The sequence below is a fragment of the Pseudomonas sp. HY2-MNA-CIBAN-0224 genome (assembly GCF_040310285.1).
In the GTDB taxonomy this organism is placed as follows: domain Bacteria; phylum Pseudomonadota; class Gammaproteobacteria; order Pseudomonadales; family Pseudomonadaceae; genus Aquipseudomonas; species Aquipseudomonas helleri.
This window is the reverse complement of the sequence record NZ_JBEOPQ010000370.1, coordinates 1-291: the sequence shown is the minus strand read 5'-3', so window position 1 is coordinate 291 and position 291 is coordinate 1. Positions and strand designations below refer to the sequence as shown.

The window sequence follows — 291 nt, the reverse complement described above, 5'->3', positions numbered from 1 at the left end:
ATGCAGCGGACTGCAACTCCGTTAACGCCGGTTCGATTCCGACTCCAGCCTCCAATTATTTATTAACTTTACGTTAATTTTGGCTTGCATTATTAGCATAACCGCTTATAATAGCGAGCACTTATCTAGTAACTAGACGGTCTATCAGCTAGCTTATGTTAAAGATAAAACAATTTTTGCCCGGGTGGTGAAATTGGTAGACACAAGGGATTTAAAATCCCTCGCTAGCAATAGCGTGCCGGTTCAAGTCCGGCTCCGGGTACCATTACATAGTCCTATACTATCTTATAG

At 42.3% G+C, this 291-nt stretch carries 1 tRNA gene; it reads left to right on the top strand.

The annotated features are described in order from the left end of the window. The first annotated feature begins 178 nt into the window (after positions 1-178). Positions 179-265, top strand: a tRNA-Leu gene (locus AAEZ03_RS26785). Positions 266-291 lie beyond the last annotated feature (26 nt).